Annotated in this window: 13 protein-coding genes; 9 read left to right on the forward strand and 4 right to left on the reverse strand. The window is 66.0% G+C overall.

Translation table 11 applies throughout. The features are described 5' to 3' along the window. The first annotated feature begins 33 nt into the window (after positions 1–33). Positions 34–2,694, forward strand: coding sequence for an ATP-binding protein (locus ACVOK8_RS12110; protein ID WP_481567020.1), 2,661 nt, complete (start codon positions 34–36; stop codon positions 2,692–2,694). Next, positions 2,684–3,394: a response regulator transcription factor gene (locus ACVOK8_RS12115; RefSeq protein WP_481546038.1), complete on the forward strand. Its 711-nt coding sequence runs from the start codon at positions 2,684–2,686 to the stop codon at positions 3,392–3,394. The genes ACVOK8_RS12110 and ACVOK8_RS12115 overlap by 11 nt, the downstream gene beginning before the upstream one ends. Positions 3,395–3,942: 548 nt before the next feature. Here ACVOK8_RS12115 and ACVOK8_RS12120 read toward each other — a convergent pair. The 3 genes from ACVOK8_RS12120 to coaBC are packed head-to-tail and all read right to left on the reverse strand — an operon-like array spanning position 3,943 to position 8,016. Continuing rightward, the gene (locus ACVOK8_RS12120; protein ID WP_481567021.1) at positions 3,943–6,294 is read right to left on the reverse strand and encodes a phosphomannomutase/phosphoglucomutase; all 2,352 of its coding nucleotides are present in this window, start codon (positions 6,292–6,294) and stop codon (positions 3,943–3,945) included. A gap of 16 nt (positions 6,295–6,310) precedes the next feature. After that, complete coding sequence (gene dut, locus ACVOK8_RS12125) at positions 6,311–6,778, reverse strand: dUTP diphosphatase (protein ID WP_481508139.1); 468 nt, start codon at positions 6,776–6,778, stop codon at positions 6,311–6,313. Next, the gene (gene coaBC / locus ACVOK8_RS12130) at positions 6,775–8,016 is read right to left on the reverse strand and encodes a bifunctional phosphopantothenoylcysteine decarboxylase/phosphopantothenate--cysteine ligase CoaBC (RefSeq protein WP_481567022.1); all 1,242 of its coding nucleotides are present in this window, start codon (positions 8,014–8,016) and stop codon (positions 6,775–6,777) included. The genes dut and coaBC overlap by 4 nt, the downstream gene beginning before the upstream one ends. 97 nt (positions 8,017–8,113) lie before the next feature. Between coaBC and radC the strand changes: the two genes are divergently transcribed. The 4 genes from radC to ACVOK8_RS12150 all read left to right on the forward strand — a co-directional run bounded on the left by radC (position 8,114) and on the right by ACVOK8_RS12150 (position 12,955). Continuing rightward, on the forward strand, positions 8,114–8,788 hold the full coding sequence (gene radC, locus ACVOK8_RS12135; protein WP_481567038.1) for a RadC family protein: 675 nt from the start codon (positions 8,114–8,116) through the stop codon (positions 8,786–8,788). Between the two features lie 195 nt (positions 8,789–8,983). Beyond that, entirely contained in the window at positions 8,984–10,672 is a 1,689-nt protein-coding gene (gene argS, locus ACVOK8_RS12140; RefSeq protein WP_481567023.1) for an arginine--tRNA ligase, read from the forward strand. A gap of 21 nt (positions 10,673–10,693) precedes the next feature. Next, complete coding sequence (locus ACVOK8_RS12145) at positions 10,694–11,575, forward strand: SPOR domain-containing protein (RefSeq protein WP_481567024.1); 882 nt, start codon at positions 10,694–10,696, stop codon at positions 11,573–11,575. Between the two features lie 627 nt (positions 11,576–12,202). Continuing rightward, positions 12,203–12,955, forward strand: a complete 753-nt coding sequence (locus tag ACVOK8_RS12150; protein WP_481567025.1) for an SDR family NAD(P)-dependent oxidoreductase — start codon at positions 12,203–12,205, stop codon at positions 12,953–12,955. 40 nt (positions 12,956–12,995) lie between these two features. On the opposite strand, the gene ACVOK8_RS12155 is transcribed toward ACVOK8_RS12150, so the two are convergent. Further along, entirely contained in the window at positions 12,996–13,436 is a 441-nt protein-coding gene (locus ACVOK8_RS12155; protein ID WP_481567026.1) for a PepSY domain-containing protein, read from the reverse strand. A gap of 120 nt (positions 13,437–13,556) precedes the next feature. Between ACVOK8_RS12155 and ACVOK8_RS12160 the strand changes: the two genes are divergently transcribed. From ACVOK8_RS12160 to ACVOK8_RS12170, 3 genes are read left to right on the forward strand one after another with little or no spacing between them, the layout of a single operon-like run. After that, on the forward strand, positions 13,557–13,865 hold the full coding sequence (locus ACVOK8_RS12160; RefSeq protein ID WP_481567027.1) for a PepSY domain-containing protein: 309 nt from the start codon (positions 13,557–13,559) through the stop codon (positions 13,863–13,865). Further along, on the forward strand, positions 13,865–14,527 hold the full coding sequence (locus tag ACVOK8_RS12165; protein WP_481567028.1) for a response regulator transcription factor: 663 nt from the start codon (positions 13,865–13,867) through the stop codon (positions 14,525–14,527). Before ACVOK8_RS12160 ends, ACVOK8_RS12165 begins: the two co-directional genes overlap by 1 nt. Continuing rightward, positions 14,524–15,852: a sensor histidine kinase gene (locus tag ACVOK8_RS12170; protein ID WP_481567029.1), complete on the forward strand. Its 1,329-nt coding sequence runs from the start codon at positions 14,524–14,526 to the stop codon at positions 15,850–15,852. The genes ACVOK8_RS12165 and ACVOK8_RS12170 overlap by 4 nt, the downstream gene beginning before the upstream one ends. The last annotated feature ends 31 nt before the right edge of the window (positions 15,853–15,883 follow it).

Below are 15,883 nucleotides of genomic sequence, written 5' to 3' on the forward strand. Positions count from 1 at the left end.
CGGCCGCACCGACAACAGCGCACAATCGCCGCCATGAACGACTCCCGTAGCCGCCAGGCCGATGCCTTGGCCGACGCCCTGCAACGCGACGCCGGCGGCAAGCTGACCGTGTTCCTCGGCGCCGCACCGGGCGTGGGCAAGACCTTCAGCATGCTCACCCGCGCCCAGGAGCAACTGCGGCGCGGTGTGGATGTGGTTGCGGCCGTGGTTGAAACCCACGGCCGCAGCGATACCGCCGCCCTGCTCGACGGCCTGCCACGCATCGCAATGTGCGCGCTGGAGTACCACGGCCATCAGCTGCAGGAGATGGACCTGGATGCGGTGCTGGCCCGCAAGCCGGTACTGGTGCTGGTCGATGAGCTGGCCCATCGCAACGCTCCCGGTAGTCGTCACGAACGTCGCTGGCAGGATGTGATGGAGCTGCTCGATGCCGGTATCGACGTGTGGACCGCGATCAACATCCAGCATCTGGAAAGCCTCAACGATGTGGTGATGCGTATCACCGGCGTGCGCGTCAGCGAGACCGTGCCCGACGTGGTGTTCGACCGCCTGCACGACATCGTGCTGGTCGATCTGCCACCGCGCGAGCTGATCGAACGCCTGCAGCAAGGCAAGGTCTACGTGCCCGAGCAGGCAGCGCAGGCACTGCAGGCGTTCTTCTCGCCGGCCAACCTCACCGCCTTGCGGGAACTGGCAATGCAGGAAGCCGCCGACCGTGTCGACAGCAGCCTGCGCGAGACCCGCGCCGCACGCGGCGAAGGCAATCTGCCGCTGCGGCGGCGAGTGGTGGTCGCCATTGATGGCGGCGGCCAGAGCGAATACCTGGTGCGGGTGGCGCGGCGCATCGCCGAGCGCCGCGATGCGCCATGGACGGTGGTGACCGTGCAGCATCGCCGCCACGACGAGGCCACCCGTCGCGAAATCGATGATGCATTCGCACTGGCACGGCGGCTGGGCGGTGATGCCGAACTGCTGCACGGGCCAGGCATTGCCGATGCACTGCTCGACTACGCCGCGCACAACGCGGTGTCGTCGCTGGTGCTGGGCCGCACCCGCGAGCGACCGCTGGCACGGCTGTTCAACCAGACCCTGACCCAGCAGCTGATCCAGCGCGGCGCGCACTACGAAATAACCATCATCAGCACCCCGCAGGCACGTGCCAACGCGCGCCGTTTTGGCCTGTCGCTGGCCCCGGACAGCTGGGGCAAAGATGCGATGACGGCGGTGCTGGCCACCGCTGGTGCCTGCCTGGCCGCATGGCTGGGCGAGCACTGGATAGGCCTGAGCGATCTGGCGATGGTATTCATCGTCGCGGTAGTGTTGGTTGCCGCGCGCACCCGCATGAGTGCGGCAGTGCTGGCGGCGACGCTGTGCTTCCTCGCCTACAACTTCTTCTTCATCGCACCGCGCTTTACCTTTGCGATCAGCGCGCGGCAAGGCGTGATCACTGTCTTCCTGTTCCTCGCCGCCGCCTTGGTTGCCGGCCGCTTGGCATCGCGTCTGCGCATGCAGGTGGTGGCGCTGCGCGCGGCCAATCGCCATGCCAATGTGCGGCAGACGCTGGGCCGGCAACTGGTTGGTGCCACAGATAACGCGCAGGTCGCGCATGCCGGCCGCGTGGCACTGGAACAGGCGCTGGATGCACCGGCCTGGGTGCGACTGGGCGAGGACATCAGCACCAGTGGCACCGCTGCACCGGGTGACACCGATCTGGCGGCGGCAGATTGGGCGCTGCGGCATGGACAGCCGGCCGGCCGCTTCACCGATACGCTGGCTGGTGCCGGCTGGTGGTTCCTTCCTTTGCTCGACGGCGAGGCACACGCGATCGGTGTGGCCGGCCTGCGCTTTGACCATCAGCATCCACGGCTGGCCCCGGAGCAGCGCCAGCTGGTGGAAGCGATGGCCGATGACATCGCCCAGGCGGCATTGCGCACGCGGCTGGTGGCAGATCTGGAAACCGCACATCTGCACAACGAAACCGAGCGTCTGCGCTCGGCCCTGTTGTCCTCGGTCTCGCACGACCTGCGCTCACCGCTGGCGGCGATGATCGGCTCGGCCGACAGTCTGTCCAACTACGCCGATGCGATGGATGCCAGCGACCGTCGCGCCCTGCTCGACACCATCGTCGTCGAGGGCGAACGTCTAGACCGCTACATCCAGAACCTGCTCGACATGACCCGGCTCGGCCACGACGGGCTCAAGCTCAACCGTGACTGGATCGGCGTGGACGAGCTGATCGGCTCGGCCGCACGGCGCCTGCAGCGCTACCAGCCGGATGTGCGCCTGCAGCTGGATATTCCGGCGGACATGGCACCGATCTGGGTGCACCCGGCGCTGGTCGAGCAGGCGGTATTCAATGTGATGGAGAACGCCGCCAAGTTCTCGCCACCCGGCGTACCGGTGGAAGTCCGCGCTCGCCAGCAGGCCAACGAACTGCGCATCGAGGTGATCGACGCCGGCCCCGGCATTCCCGATACCGAGCGCTCGCGCATCTTCGACATGTTCTACAGCGTGGAACGCGGTGATCGCGGCCGCCAGGGCACCGGCCTTGGCCTGACCATCTGCCAGGGCATGATCGGCGCGCATGGCGGCAGCGTCGAAGCGCTGCCGGGACGCGACGGACGCGGTACGCTGATACGCATGACCCTGCCCCTGCTCCAGCCCCACCCCGAGAGCCCGCGCGATGACGGCTGAAACGCCGGCCATTCCGCCACCGCGCGTGCTGGTGGTCGATGACGAAGTACAGATCCGGCGTTTTCTGGATATCTCACTGCGCGCGCAGGGTTATGCGGTGAGCCAAGCCGCCAACGGCGCCGAGGGCCTGCAGCGGCTGGCCGAGGATGGCGCCGATCTGGTGGTGCTGGATATCGGTCTGCCCGATATGGAAGGCCACGACGTGCTGGCTGAGCTGCGGCAATGGAGCCAGGTGCCGGTGATCATGCTCAGCGTGCGTGCCGGCGAAGCCGAGAAGGTGCGCGCCCTGGACAACGGCGCCAACGACTACGTGACCAAGCCGTTCGGCACCCAGGAGTTGATGGCGCGGGTGCGTGCGCTGCTGCGCAGCCGCAGCACCGACAGCGAGGGTCAGGTGCCGGTGTTCGATGACGGCCGCCTGCATATCGACCTGTCACGCCGCGATGTGCGCGTGGATGGCGAAGCGATTGCATTGACCCGCAAGGAGTACGCGTTGCTGGCGTTGTTGCTGCGCAATGCCGGACGGGTAGTGACCCAGCCGCAGATCCTGCAGGAAATCTGGGGACCAACGCACCGGCACGACACGCATTACCTGCGCATCCTGGTGGGGCGATTGCGGCATAAGCTGGGCGATTCGGCGCTGGAGTCGCGCTATCTGTTTACCGAGCCCGGGGTTGGTTTGCGGTTTGGTGGGGCGTGATCGTTGTGGTGGCTGTGGGAGCGGGGGGGGGCCCCCCCCCCCCTCACCCCCCGCCCGCCCCCCCCCGGCGCCCCCGCCCCGCCCCCCCCCCCCGCCCCCCCCCCCCCCCCCCCCCCCCCCCCCCCCCCCCCCCCCCCCCCCCCCCCCCCCCCCCCCCGCCCCGCCCCCCCCCCCCCCCCCCCACCCCCCCCCGCTCCCCGCCTGCGCCCCCGCGCCCCGGCCGGCCCGCGCCCCCCCGCCCCCCCCCCCCCCCCCCGCTCCCACAGGCAAGCGCAAGCAGAAGCAACGGCAACCCCTCCCTGGCCCTCCCCTTGGCTACGCCAAGGGGAGGGAGACAGGCGGCTGCGCTTCGATCTGACAGGCTGCGCGCACTACACCCCCTCCCTTTGGCGTAGCCAAGGGGAGGGTTGGGGAGGGGTGCTCTTTGCAGCAATCCCAAGCACCCGGCAAACCGCCATGCAGGAAAGCGACACGCGAGAACAAAAGCCCGCGAAAGCAAAAAGCCGCCCGCGCAACACGCGGACGGCTTTTCGCCAAACAATATTCGATCAGAACCCCAGCTCAGTCCCCACCGGCAACACCTGCAGCAACTGCTCGCGGAACACGCCCTTGATCCGCTCCAGCGCCACTTCATCATTGGCCTCGAAGCGCAGCACAAGCACCGGTGTGGTGTTGGAGGCACGCACCAGACCCCAGCCATCGCTGAAGTCGGCACGCAGACCGTCAATCGTCGAGATGCGCGCGCCGGCGAACGGCGAGTCCTCCACCTGCGCTGCAGCCACGATCAAGGCAACCTGCGCATGCTGGGTACCCTCTTCCACTGCCACCTTCAACTCCGGCGTGGAGATCGCATCCGGCAACTCGTTCAGCACCTCGGACGGTTCTTCATCACGCTGCGCCAGAATCTCCAGCAGGCGCGCCGCCGCGTACAGGCCATCATCAAAGCCGTACCAGCGTTCCTTGAAGAAGAAATGGCCGCTCATTTCGCCGGCCAGCTCGGCATCGGTCTCGCGCATCTTGGCCTTGACCAGTGAATGCCCGGTCTTCCACATCATCGGACTGCCACCATTGCGCAGAATGTAATCCGACAACTTGCCCGTGCACTTCACGTCGTAAATGACCATCGCGCCAGGGTTGCGGGCCAGCACATCGGCGGCGAACAGCATCAGCAGGCGGTCGGCGAAGATGATCTTGCCGTCCTTGGTGACCACACCAAGACGGTCACCATCACCGTCAAAGGCCACGCCCAGGTCTGCGTCGAAGCGCTTGACCATCTGCACCAGGTCTTCGAGGTTGTGCGGGTCGCTGGGGTCCGGGTGGTGGTTGGGGAAGCTGCCATCCACCTCGCAGTACAGCGGAATCACTTCGGCACCAATGGCTTCCAGCAACTGCGGTGCCACCGCGCCGGCCACGCCATTGCCGGCGTCGGCGACGATCTTGAGTGGGCGGTCCAGCTGCACGTCGTCGGCAATGCGTTGCACGTAGTCATCGATGACCTCGCGCTGCTGCAGGCTGCCTTCGTTGTCAGCATGCTGCAGGCGGCCTTCCTGGATGCGCTTGTGCAGATCAGTGATGGCGTCGCCGGACAGCGTTTCGCCACCGATGACGATCTTGAAGCCGTTGTAGTCCGGCGGGTTGTGGCTGCCAGTGACTGCAACGCAGCTGCCCGCACGCAGGTGGTAGCTGGCGAAATACACCACCGGGGTCGGGGCCATGCCGATATCGATCACATCGCAACCAGCGCGACGCAGGCCGGTGATCAAGGCATCGGCCAGCTCCGGCCCGGACAGACGACCGTCACGACCCACCACCACATCGCGCAGGCCCTGCGCCTGCATTTCGCTACCAATGGCCTGACCGATCAGGATGGCGACACTGGCATTCAACTCGGTGCCAAGCACGCCGCGGATGTCGTAGGCACGGAAAATGACCGGCAATACCGCTTCAGCCCCGGATTCGACCCGCGCCTGCGGCGCATCGTCCGCGCGTGCATTGGCCGAAGCCGGCAGCGGCTGCGGGTCCTGCTGCAGCGCTTCCTGCAAGGTCAAGCCGCCATCGTCAGCCTGTACGGTGTTCTTGCGCAGGACCGGCAGATTCGCCAAACGCTTGCGCCCCAGCAGCAGCAACAAAGCAGTGGCCAACAGCAACAGCGCCACGATGGCGCTGGCAATCACCCCCAGGCCCATCGCACCGGTGCTGGCATCCGGCAGCTCGGCCACAACGCGCAGGCCGGTGTCACCGACTGGGCGCGCCAACGCATCAGCGCTGTTACCCAGGTTGCTTGCGCCCTTCTGGACGATGGTGAAACCGCCTTGGCGCAGCCCCAGGAAGGCGCTGCTCGGCGAATCAATGCCATCAAACACGGAGGTCAGCCGGGTCAGCGGCTGGCGGATGTAGACCACCGCCGGCTTGCCCTGCAGCAGCACCGGTGCAGCCAGGCCCAAGCGCGGGCTGCCGCCATCGCGGACCACCAGCGCCACCGGCTGGCCGGTGGCCATGGCCTGTTCCAGCAGTGCCAACCGCGAGTAACCGAACGCCGCTGGCTCGGCATAAGCCTCAGCCAGACTGGCGTCGAGAACCTGCGCGTCCTCCACACCGGTCCACTTGTCACGTACCGCCAAGGCAGCGGCTGCTGCATCGCCGCTGGCCAGCGCGATTTTCACCGGCTCCAGCGCCAGCTGCTTGCCGAACTGCGCGGTCTGCACGGTCAATGCCTGTTGCACACCAGCAACGGCACGATCACGGGATTGCTCAAGCCCGGCACTGGTACCGGACTGCATCCATTGATCTACCGCGCTCCAGCCGAACCAACCGGCCAACAACAGCAGCAGCACCGCCAGCAGTGGCGTTGATCGACCCAGCGCAGGACGTGGTCGCCCGCTCTCGTTGCCTTGGCTCATCGTGCGTTCCCCCCTGTCAGCGCACCCCGGTGTGGCCGAATCCACCCGTTCCACGTGCACTGTCGATGAAAGTATCTACTACCTGCAACGTTACGCGTGCAATTGGCATCACTACCAATTGCGCGATACGGTCGCCTGGTTCGATGGTGAAGGCGTCGCGGCCGCGGTTCCACACGCTGATCAGCAGTGGCCCTTGGTAATCGGCATCGATCAGACCGGTGCCATTTCCGAGCACGATGCCGTGCCGATGACCCAACCCGGAGCGCGGCAGAACCACCGCGCACAGGCCCGGATCGGCGATATGGATTGCGATGCCGCTGGGCAGCAACGCCGCATCACCCGGCTCCAGCGTCAAAGGCGCTTCGGTCGCCGCGCGCAGGTCCATGCCGGCACTGGCTTCGGTGGCGTAGGCCGGCAGCGGCCAACTGTCGCCGAAGCGCGGGTCCAGCAGCTTCACCTGCAAGGGCTGCAGTTCATTACTCATGCATCCAACCTCTCGGCAATCAAATCCAGCAACTGTTCGGCAAGTTGGGTCTTGGCAGTGCCCGGGAACTCGCGCAGGCCGCCGTTCCAGTAGGCCACGGCTGCGTTCTGGTCACTCTCAAAACCATTGCCGGCAATACCGACCTGGTTGGCGATGATCAGATCCAGATGTTTGTCGGCCAGCTTGCCGCGCGCGTACTTCTCCACATCGTGAGTTTCAGCAGCAAAGCCCACCACCAGCTTCAAGGCCTGCTCGTGCACGGCCACTTCGGCGAGGATGTCGGCGGTACGCACCAGCTCCAGGGTCAGGGTCTGGGTGCCTGCGGTCTTTTTCAGCTTCTGCGGTGAGACCTGACGTGGTGTGTAATCGGCCACGGCGGCGGCACCGATATAGATATCGGCCGGCAAGGCACCCAGCACGGCCTCACGCATCTGCGCGGCCGAGCGCACATCAATGCGCTGCACGCCGGCCGGCGTGGCCAGCTGCACCGGACCGCTGACCAGCACCACCTGCGCGCCCTGCCGGGCGGCGGCGGCGGCCAGGGCGTAGCCCATCTTGCCGCTGCTGCGGTTGCCGACATAGCGCACCGGATCCAGATCTTCGTAGGTGGGGCCGGCACTGATGAGCACGCGCATGCCGTTCAGGCGGCCCGGCTTGACCGGCGCCTGCGGTGCGACATTGCCGGCAAGCGCAGCAATGATGGTCGGTGCTTCACTGACCCGGCCCGGTCCGGATTCGCCCTCGGCCAACGGGCCATCTTCCGGCCCGATCACCTGCACACCGCGCTCGCGCAGCAGCGCCATGTTGGCTTGGGTAGCCGGGTGCAGCCACATGCGGTGGTTCATCGCCGGGCACACGGTCAGCGGCGCGGTACTGGCCAGACACAGGGTGGTCACCAGATCGTCGGCATTGCCGTGCGCCAGCCGAGCCAACAGATCGGCAGTAGCCGGGGCGATGAGGATGCGGTCGGCCCAGCGCGCCAGTTCGATATGGCCCATGGCCTGCTCGGCGGCACTGTCCCACAGGGTGGTGCGGGTGGGATGGCCGGACAGCGCCTGGAAGCTCAGCGGGGTGACGAACTGCTGTGCACCCGCCGTCATCGCCACCTGCACGGTGGCGCCGGCATCACGCAGCCGACGCACCAGCTCCAGCGACTTGTACGCGGCAATGCCGCCGCCTACGCATAGCAGCAGCTTCTGTCCTTCCAAGGGGCGGGAAGTGGGGGAAACGGCGGTCACGGATGGGGATTCCTAGGTACAGAAGAAGGGTTAGCTTAACCGAAGGCTTTGTTACGCCTGATCCAGTTTTTGGCAAATGGCGGTGAATCTGCCACTCATGCATATCCGTGATTGGCCCAGCGCTGAACGCCCGCGCGAAAAATTACTGGCACGTGGTGCGGCTGCACTTTCCGATGCGGAACTGCTGGCGATTTTCCTCGGTTCGGGCCTGCGCGGGCACGATGCGGTGCAGACCGCCCGCGAGCTGCTGCAGGGCCACGGCCCGCTGCGGGCGCTGCTGGACCGCAGTGCGCCGCAACTGGCCAAGCTGCCCGGGCTGGGCCCGGCCCGCGCCTGCCAGCTCAGCGCCGCGCTGGAACTGGGCCGACGCCATCTGGCCGCCGCGCTGGAGCGCGGCGATGCACTGACCGACCCGGCCGCCGCCGGCCGCTACTTCGCCCAACGCCTGCGCCACCGGCCGCAGGAGGTGTTTGCGGCGCTGTTTCTGGACAACCGGCATCGGGCATTGGCCTTTGAGGAGTTATCCACAGGAACCGTAGACAGCGCCGAGGTACATCCGCGTGAAGTCGTCCGCCAGGCCTTGGCCCACAACGCTGCGGCAGTAATCGTCGGGCACAATCACCCGTCCGGGAATCCTGAACCGTCAGCGGCCGACCGTGCCATCACCGCGCGCCTGCAGCAGGCCTTGGCGCTGGTGGATATCCGCCTGCTCGACCACTTCGTGATCGGTGACGGTGCGCCGGTGTCGCTGGCCGCGCGGGGCTGGGTCTGAACGGCTCAGCCTGAACCACCTTCCGCCTACCCCGGCCCCAAAAACCGCCTGGTCGGGCACGGGGATCCCCTTGACCGCTGGCCGACGCGGTTTTTCCGTTTTTTTGACATTGCTGACCCCAGCTGGCGTGCCGCGGGCGGCCTTGCCGCAGGTCAGGTAAAATGGTCAGTTCCGCGCTTCAAGCAGAATAGTCACGTGAAAGCCCAACTCCGCGCCCTCATCGGCCAAGGCATCGAAGCCTTGCGCGCCAACGGCACTTTGCCTGCCGACACCCTGCCGCCGGATTTCGTGGTCGAGCGACCCAAGACCCGCGAACACGGTGATTTCGCCACCAACGCCGCCATGCTGCTGGCCAAGGCCGCGCGCAGCAATCCGCGCGCCGTTGCCCAGGCACTGCTTGCCGCGTTGCCGGCCAGCGATGACATCGTCAATGTCGAGATCGCCGGCCCTGGCTTCATCAATTTCAAACTCTCGCCGGTGGCTTACCAGCGCGAAGTGGTCAGCGTGCTCAAGGAAGCCGAGGACTACGGCCGCAACCTGAGCGGCAACGGCCGCAGCGTCGGCGTCGAGTACGTGTCGGCCAACCCGACCGGCCCGCTGCATGTCGGCCACGGCCGCGCTGGTGTGATCGGCGATTGCATTGCGCGCGTGCTGGAAGTCAACGGCTGGAACGCCAAGCGCGAGTTCTATTACAACGACGCCGGCGTGCAGATCGAAAACCTGGCCAAGTCGGTGCAGGCACGTGCGCGCGGCTTCAAGCCGGGCGACGAGCAGTGGCCGGCCGAAGCCTACAACGGTGAATACATCGGCGACGTGGCCAAGGCCTACCTGCTCGGTGAAACGGTGGACCTGGAAGGCAGCCAGATCGTCGGCGCCAAGGATGCCGAGAACCTGGAGGAAGTCCGCCGCTTCGCCGTTGCCTACCTGCGCAACGAGCAGAACCTGGACCTGGCCGCATTCGGCGTGGATTTCGACATCTACTTCCTGGAAAGCTCGCTGTACAAGGACGGCAAGGTTGCCGAGACCGTGCAACAGCTGATCAGCTCCGGCCACACCTACGAGGAAGGCGGCGCGCTGTGGCTGCGCTCCACCGACTTTGGTGACGACAAGGACCGCGTGATGCGCAAGTCCGACGGCACCTACACCTACTTCCTGCCGGACGTGGCCTATCACCTGAGCAAGTGGCAGCGCGGTTACGAACGCGCCATCACCGAACTGGGCGCCGACCACCACGGCTCGTTGGCGCGCGTGCGCGCCGGCCTGCAGGCACTGGACCTGGGCATTCCCAAGGGCTGGCCGGAATACGTGCTGCACCAGATGGTGACGGTGATGCGTGGTGGCGAGGAAGTGAAACTGTCCAAGCGTGCCGGCAGCTACCTGACCCTGCGCGACCTGATCGAAGAAGTGGGCAGCGATGCGGTGCGTTGGTTCCTGATCGCGCGCAAGCCCGATTCGCAGCTGACCTTCGACATCGACCTGGCCCGCCAGCAGAGCAGCGACAACCCGGTGTTCTATGTGCAGTACGCGCATGCCCGCGTGTGCTCACTGCTGCGCCAGGCGCAGGAGAAGGGCCTGGACTACAAGCAGGCCGAGGGTCTGGCCGCGTTGTCGCGTCTTGGCGACGACGCCTCGCTGGAACTGATGAACGAAATCTCGCGCTACCCGGAAGTGGTGGAAGCGGCCGGCATCGCGCTGGAACCGCATCAGGTCGCGCAGTACCTGCGTGAATTGGCACACGCTTTCCACACGTGGTATCACGGCACCCCCGTGCTGGTGGATGATGCAGCCGAGCGCAACGCCAAGCTCACCTTGGCCAGCGCCGCACGGCAGACCCTGGCCAATGGCCTGAGCATCCTGGGCGTCAGTGCCCCGGAAAAGATGTAAACACCTGGAGACGCAGTAGACATGGCAGCACGACGCGGCAAAACCCAAGCCCGGCGCAACAACGACAATGGCACGCCCGGCTGGGTGTGGCTGGTTGCCGGCGTGGCGATTGCGGCGGTGGTGTTCCTGGCGGCGCCGAACCTGTTCAAGAAGGACGGCGACGGTTTCCTGCGCGTAGGCCCGCAGCCCAACCCCGACGCACAGCCGGCGCCGGTTGCTGATGCCGACGTCGACGCCACTGTGGAATCGAACAAGCCAGCCACGCCTGCCGGTGCCAAGCCGGAGGAGAAGCCAGCCACCCAGTACGACTTCTACACCCTGCTGCCGGGCACGGAAGTGCAGATGTCCGACGCCGAGCTGGCCGCCAGCGCCAAGGCCGAGGAACAGCGCCGTGCGGCTGCAGCGCGCGCGACTGCGGCAGCAACGCCGGCTACCCCGCCAACCGATGCCCAGCGTGCGCAGGCTGCGTTGGAAGGGCGTCCGTTGCCGGCACCAGTGAGCGAGACCACCCGCCAGCCGGCACCGATCAGCGAAACCGCTGCTCGGCCGACGCAGGTTGCCAGCGCTACCCCGGCACCTGCAGCCACGGCACCCAAGCCGGCGCCTGCAGCGGCAGCTCCTGCTCCAGCTGCGACGGTTGCAACTGCCGCGCCGGCAGCAGCGACCGAGAACGTCCGCTACATCCTGCAGGCGGGTGCATTTGGAGCGTCGGGTGATGCCGAATCGACCAAAGCCAAGCTGGCGATGATGGGTTTGGCTGCGCGGGTGGAATCGGCGCAGATCAACGGCAATACCGTGTACCGCGTGCGCATGGGCCCGTACGGCACCGCCAGCGAACTGGCCGAGGCCAAGGCCAAGCTCAACGGTACCGGTTTGCAGGCCATGGCGATCAAGGCGCAGTGAAGTCGCCTACGGCGGCTTCACCCCAAAGTTTGTAAAGCAAACTTTGGGCCCCGTGCCCGTTACATCCAAAACCCCGCGCCTGTCGGCGCGCCCCCTTTACTAAAGGGGGCTGTTGCGACTGACAGGTCGCTCGAAGAGCTTCTCGATCATTCAGGCCCTGACATCGTTTTGATGTTGGGGCTTTTTGTTGGTGCCGCTGTAGCGCCGGTACGTGCAGGCACCTGGGGCTTTGAGTGCGCATTTGCTCGAGAGTTGGTTTCTCTTGCGCCGGTGTTTTTCCTGCGAAGAGCCCCCCTCCCCAACCCTCCCCTGCACCTGCGGCGCAAGGGAGGGAGCAAAGCGCGACTTCGCTACGCGTCGCCGCAACCCGACAGGTCACACAGTCAGCCCCCTTCCCTTGCGCCGCAGGCGCAGGGGAGGGCTGGGGAGGGGTGCTTGGCTTTGGCTTTGGCTTTGGCTGTGGCTTTAGCTTTAGCTTTAGCCCTTCTCCCGCCTGCGGGAGAAGGGTTGGGATGAGGGGCGCTTTGGCGTTGGCTTTTTGCTTTGGTACTTGCTTGTGCCCTCGGCCCCACACCCCCAATATCCCAAAGTGCGAAAATCAACATCCCCCGCCCCAAGGATTCCGCAATGTCCAAGACCGCTCTGATCACCGGCGCCACCTCTGGCTTCGGCGCCGCCGCTGTCCGCCGCTTTGCTGCGGCCGGCTGGAAAGTGATCGCCACCGGTCGTCGTGCCGAGCGCCTGCAGCCGCTGGTTGAAGAATTCGGCGCCGACAACATCCACGTCGCCGCCTTCGACATCCGCGACGCCGCTGCAATGGAAGCCGCGCTGGCCGCATTGCCGCCTGCCTTCCGCGACATCGACCTGCTGGTCAACAACGCCGGCCTCGCTCAAGGCACCGCTGCTGCCCAGCACGCCAGCCTGGAAGACTGGCGCACGATGATCGACACCAACATCACCGCGCTGGTGACGCTGACCCATCACCTGCTGCCGAAGCTCGTAGAACGCCGTGGCGCAATCATCAACATCAGCTCCACCGCCGCGCTGTATCCGTATCCGGGCGGCAATGCCTACGGCGGTACCAAGGCTTTCGTCAGCCAGTTCTCGCTGGGCCTGCGTGCAGACCTGCACGGCACCGGCGTGCGCGTGACTGCGATCGAGCCGGGCATGGCTGAAACCGAGTTCACCCTGGTGCGTACACATGGCAATCAGGCCGCATCCGATCAGCTGTACGGCGGTGCCAGCCCGATGACCGCGCAGGACATCGCCGAGCAGATTTTCTGGGTGGCCACGCTGCCGGCGCACTTGAACGTCAACCGCATCGAATTGATGCCGGTGAGCCAGTCGTTTGCTGGCTTCCAGGTGGCACGCAACGCCTGATCGCACAGGGCGCAGCCCTTGGCTGCGCCTTCGCGGAAACTCAGTCCAGCCAGCCGTCACGCTCGCTGTGCAGGATGCGGCCATCGATACCGCTCATGCGCACTTCCACGCGCTGGTTGCGGGCATTGCGCGCTTCCAGCTTCCAGGTCGCACCATCGCGTTCCAGCGAATGGATCTCGCGCAGGCCTGCGGCGCCGGCACGGGCCAGGATCTGCTCGCTGCCCAGCAGGGTGCGGCCATCGTGCTCATCGAAGATCTCGCCGGTCGCCGGGTCTACCCACACTTCAGCGAAGCGGCCATCAGCGCGTGCGACATCGGCTTCCCACAAGCCGTCGTCCTTCTCGATCTCGTGGATCTGGGTATAGCCAGCGGCACGCAGCTTCTGCTCGACCTCGGCCATGCCCAGCGACTTGGTCTGTGCATGGGCGCTAGTGCTCAATGCTGCGGCGATGGCGACGGTGGCGAACAATGACTTCAACATGGGGGAGTTCCTTGAGTGCTGCCGGATCAGCCCGGCCAAAACAGTCTCCGCCGCCTGTCTAACAACACCCTAGCCAGCGCTGTTAGTCGATTGTTAGCCAGGCGCGGTATCAATAGCGCCATGTTTTCCTACCGCATCCTTGTCGCCCTCGCTGGCCTGTCCTTGCTGACGGCAGGCACGCCGCTGGCCATCGCCCACGGCCAGGACGCCGCACAACAGACCGCACGCCAAGCCCTCAAGCAGGGCCGCTACGTGCCCTTGGAAAACATCGTGCGCGACGCGCTGAAGCGACATCCCGGCAAACTGCTGGAAGTTGAACTGGATGACGGCATCTACGAAGTGGAAATCCTGCGCGCAGACGGCGTGGTCATCGAGCTCGACTATGATGCCCGCAGCGGTGCCTTGCTGAAGACCGAACTGGACGATTGATGCGGATCCTGTTGGCCGAAGACGACCTTGAACTGACCAGCCGCCTGCAGCCGCTGCTGGAGCAGGCCGGCTACGTGGTCAACCATGTCAGCGACGGCCGTGAAGCCGAGGAACTCGGCCAGATCGAAGAACTGCAGGCAGCCATCGTCGACCTTGGCCTGCCCGGCTTGGATGGGCTCAGCGTGATCGAGCGCTGGCGTGGCAATGGCCGCGACTTCCCGGTGTTGGTACTGACCGCACGCGGGCGTTGGCACGACAAGCTGGCCGGCTTCGATGCTGGCGCCGATGACTACCTGACCAAACCCTTCCAGGCCGATGAGCTGATCCTGCGCCTGCGGGCGCTGATCCGCCGCAGCAACGGCCACGCCAGCGCGCAGCTGAGCTGTGGACCGCTGCAATTGGAGATCAACGCCGGGCGCTTCCTGCTGGAAGGACAACCGCTGTCACTGAGCCCGCAGGAATTCCGCCTGCTCAGCTATTTCATCCACCATCCCGGCAGCGTCGTCAGCCGCCAGCGGCTGGGCGAGCAGGTCTTCGATGGCGGCCATGATCCGGACTCCAATGCGTTGGACGTATTGTTGGGACGACTGCGACGCAAACTGGGCCTGGACATGATCCAGACCGTGCGCGGCCAGGGCTGGCGCCTGGTCGCGCCAGCATGAAGGCGCTTTCGCTGCGTGCGCGCTTGCTGCTGGCTGGCGGCTTGGGGCTGGTGCTGGTCTCGGTGCTGGCCGGCGTGCTGCTGGGGCGCTTGTTCGAACAGGCCGCACGCGACAATCTGGATACGCAATTGGAGCAGGACCTGCTGACCGTACTGGCACAGGCCGAGATTGACGCCAGCGGCAAGCTCACGTTGCGCCAGGAACCCAACGATGCACACTTCCAACGGGTGTTCTCCGGCGCGTACTGGCAGATCGCCGCAACCGATGGGCAAGTGCTGCTGCAATCACGCTCGTTGTGGGACGAGAGCCTGCAGCCACCGATTCCAAAGGCTCCCTCCCAGGCAAGCGGCGTGGACTTCAGCGGTCCGATGCAGCAGCCCCTGCGCGGCCTGACCCAACAGGTGCGTCTGCCGCGCAGCCAGGCTCCATTGCAGGTCACTGTCGCCAGCGATCGCAGCCAACTGGATGCCGATGTCGCCCGCTTCCGCCAGCGCTCTGCACTGGCGATGGCGGTGTTGATCGCGGCGTGGCTGGCGGTGCTGGTCAGCCAAGTGCAATTCGGCCTGCGCCCATTGCGCGCGCTTGGCAGGCGCGTGGAGCAGGTGCGCCACGGCGATGCCGCACAGATCAGCAGCGAGGGGCTTGGCCGTGAAGTGGCGCCGCTGGCAGATGAACTCAACGCCCTGCTTGCCCATCACCAGCGCATGGTCAGCCGCGCACGCAGCAGCGCCCAGGATCTGGCGCATGCACTGAAGACACCGCTGAGTGTGTTGCATGCCGAAGCCGATGGCAGCGGCGAGCACTGGCGGCAAACCCTGCGCGAGCAAAGTCGCCGCATGCAGGCCAGCATTGATCGGTATCTGGCCGCTGGCATGGCAGCGGATCGGCATCAACGCAGTGCCCTCGCGCCAGTCGCGCAATCGTTGTGCCGACTGATGCAGCGTGTGCACGGCGAGCGTGGCATACACTTCGTCGCCGACGATATAGATGCACAACTGTGCTTTGCCGGCGCGGCAGCCGACCTCGAAGAAATGCTCGGCAACCTGCTAGACAACGCTGGCCGCTGGGCGGCACATGAAGTGCGCATCCAGGCGCGTGCAGACAATCAGCAGGTGCTGATCGACATCATCGACGACGGCCCGGGCTTGGCCGAGGAAGCGCTGCAACAGGTGCTGCAACGTGGCGTACGTCTGGACGAGCGTGATGGCAGCAGCGGGCTTGGGCTGGCGATAGTCGGCGACATCGTCGACAGCTATGGCGGCAGCTTGACCCTGCGCAATACCGGCAGCGGGCTGTGCGCAAGCCTGCAGCTGCCGAGGGCCTGAGCGCACACCAAATCAGATCGCCAAATAAAAC

This window comes from Stenotrophomonas sp. STEN083 (genome assembly GCF_056759195.1).

What these genes read in the sequence shown, in the direction of transcription:
- ACVOK8_RS12110 (WP_481567020.1), top strand. Translation starts at nt 34, where the DNA reads ATGAACGACTCCCGTAGCCGCCAGGCCGATGCCTTGGCCGACGCCCTG.
- ACVOK8_RS12115 (WP_481546038.1), top strand. Translation starts at nt 2,684, where the DNA reads ATGACGGCTGAAACGCCGGCCATTCCGCCACCGCGCGTGCTGGTGGTC.
- ACVOK8_RS12120 (WP_481567021.1), bottom strand. Translation starts at nt 6,294, where the DNA reads ATGAGCCAAGGCAACGAGAGCGGGCGACCACGTCCTGCGCTGGGTCGA.
- dut (WP_481508139.1), bottom strand. Translation starts at nt 6,778, where the DNA reads ATGAGTAATGAACTGCAGCCCTTGCAGGTGAAGCTGCTGGACCCGCGC.
- radC (WP_481567038.1), top strand. Translation starts at nt 8,114, where the DNA reads ATGCATATCCGTGATTGGCCCAGCGCTGAACGCCCGCGCGAAAAATTA.
- ACVOK8_RS12145 (WP_481567024.1), top strand. Translation starts at nt 10,694, where the DNA reads ATGGCAGCACGACGCGGCAAAACCCAAGCCCGGCGCAACAACGACAAT.
- ACVOK8_RS12150 (WP_481567025.1), top strand. Translation starts at nt 12,203, where the DNA reads ATGTCCAAGACCGCTCTGATCACCGGCGCCACCTCTGGCTTCGGCGCC.
- ACVOK8_RS12155 (WP_481567026.1), bottom strand. Translation starts at nt 13,436, where the DNA reads ATGTTGAAGTCATTGTTCGCCACCGTCGCCATCGCCGCAGCATTGAGC.
- ACVOK8_RS12160 (WP_481567027.1), top strand. Translation starts at nt 13,557, where the DNA reads ATGTTTTCCTACCGCATCCTTGTCGCCCTCGCTGGCCTGTCCTTGCTG.
- ACVOK8_RS12165 (WP_481567028.1), top strand. Translation starts at nt 13,865, where the DNA reads ATGCGGATCCTGTTGGCCGAAGACGACCTTGAACTGACCAGCCGCCTG.
- ACVOK8_RS12170 (WP_481567029.1), top strand. Translation starts at nt 14,524, where the DNA reads ATGAAGGCGCTTTCGCTGCGTGCGCGCTTGCTGCTGGCTGGCGGCTTG.